The 1,979-nt window shown below is 72.8% G+C and carries 2 protein-coding genes; one reads left to right on the top strand and one right to left on the bottom strand.

Annotation, left to right across the window (positions count from 1 at the left end; translation table 11 throughout):
* Nucleotides 1-250, bottom strand: a 250-nt coding sequence (locus tag KS423_RS44390) for a hypothetical protein (RefSeq protein ID WP_224285350.1), incomplete at its 3' end; no start/stop codon positions are given.
* Between the two features lie 371 nt (nt 251-621).
* Between KS423_RS44390 and KS423_RS44385 the strand changes: the two genes are divergently transcribed.
* A partial coding sequence (locus tag KS423_RS44385; RefSeq protein ID WP_308020326.1) for an MFS transporter occupies nt 622-1,979 on the top strand: 1,358 nt, incomplete at its 3' end.

The following is a 1,979-nucleotide window of genomic DNA, read 5'->3' as shown; positions in this document are numbered from 1 at the left end:
AGCGCTCACAGTGCGCGGCGTCCGGAACGCCCCGGCGCGGGCGATGCCGGACCGGGGCCGGACCGCCGTGCAGCGCGCGCCAGCGGCGGGCGACGTAGACCATGAGCAGCAGGGTCTCGACCCCGGCGACCGCCAGGACCAGCGGGGCGCCGTTGATCAGATAGGCCGCGACCACGGCCAGCGCGGAGCCCACCACCACCACCGAACCCCACACCTGGGTGCTCGTCTGCCTGTCGTCCGCGTCGGCCACTTCGGTCCCCTTTCCCGGTGCCGGGCTCGTGGTCGGCTCCTGCCGCCCCACCCCTTCTCCGCTCTCGGCACGCGTCGGCCAGCACTGACCGATTGCCACATCGTATCTACCGACAGTCATGGCCGACTGCCCCGGGGCGGCGAACGACAGATCAACGTTGCGTCAATTCCTTGTGCGGAAACAGCACTTCCAGGACACATGACGGAGCGTAGCCGTTCGATCGTACTGGTGGATCGGCGACTCGGGTTCGACGGCATGGGCTGACGGCGCGGATTGGCGACGCGGGTTGACGGTGCGGGTTGACGGCCAACATTTTTTGAGAGTTACTTTCATTTGAGAGAGACTTCCAGTAGAGGCACCCTGGAGGAACCGTGCCCGCCGCCCCGCCCGCAACCGCGGCCACCGCCGCACCCGCCGTCTCCGCCGATCCACGCCGCCGGCTCGCCCTGGTCGCCGTCGCCCTGAGCGTCCTGGTGATCAGCTTCGACATGACGGTCCTCAACGTCGCGCTGCCCACGCTGGCCGCGCAGCTGGGGGCCACCACCGGGCAGCAGCAGTGGATCGTCGACGCCTACACCGTGGTCTTCGCCGCCGTGATGCTCCCCGCCGGCCTGCTCGGCGACCGGTTCGGCCGCCGCCGCACGCTCACCGCCGGGCTCGCCCTGTTCGGCCTGGCCTCCGCCGTCGGCATGCTCACCGACTCCCCCGCCACCCTGATCGCCGCCCGCGCCGGGATGGGCCTGGCCGCCGCGCTGGTGATGCCGATGTCGCTGGCGGTGATCCCCGGTCTCTTCCCACCCGCCGAACAGCGCCGGGCCACCGCGATCCTGGCGGCCGCGCTCTCCCTCGGCGCTCCGCTCGGGCCGCTGATCGGCGGCTTCCTGCTCCGGCACTTCTGGTGGGGCTCGGTCTTCGCGATCAACGTCCCGCTCACCGCGATCGGCATCGCCGCCTGCGTGCTGCTGCTGCCGGAGACCCGCAACCCGGCCGCGCCCCGGATCGACCTGCTCGCCACCGTGCTCGCCACCGCCGGCCTGGCCGGACTCACCTACGGCATCATCGAGGGCGCCGAACGCGGCTGGACCGATCCGCCGGTGCTCGGCACGCTGGCCGGCTCACTGCTCGCCCTCACCGCGCTGGTGCTGCGCAGCCGCCGGCAGCGCGACCCGATGCTCGACCTCGGGCTGCTCGACGACCGCACCTTCCGCTGGTCCTCCGTCGCCGCCACGCTGATCTCGCTCGTCCTGTTCGGCGCCTTCTTCGTCCTGCCGCTCTACTTCCAGAGCGTGCTCGGCGCGGACGCCCTGGGCAGCGGGCTGCGGCTGATGCCGATGATGCTCGGGCTGCTGGTCGCCGCCAAGGCCACCGAGCGTCTGGTCGACCGGCTCGGCGCCCGTACGGTGATCACCCTCGGCCTGGCCCTGCTCGCCGCCGCGCTGCTGTTCGGCAGCCGTACCGGCGTCGGCGACGGCTACGGGCGGGCCGCGATCTGGCTCAGCGTGCTCGGCGTCGGCATGGGGCTGTCGCTGATCACCGCGCAGTCCTCCGCCCTGGTCACACTGCCGCCGGCCCGGGCCGGGGTCGGCTCGGGACTGCTGCAGACCCTGCGGCAGGTCGGCGGCGCGATCGGGATCGCCGCCTTCGGCAGTCTGCTGTCCGGGGCGTACCGCGGTGCGCTGGACACCGGCGGGCTGCCGGCCGGGGCGGCGCACCGGGCCGGCGAGTCGGT

It is taken from the genome of Streptomyces sp. LS1784 (assembly GCF_020103755.1).
Lineage (GTDB): Bacteria > Actinomycetota > Actinomycetes > Streptomycetales > Streptomycetaceae > Kitasatospora.
The sequence above is the reverse complement of the archived record's forward strand: the minus strand, read 5'-3'. Positions and strand labels throughout refer to the sequence as shown.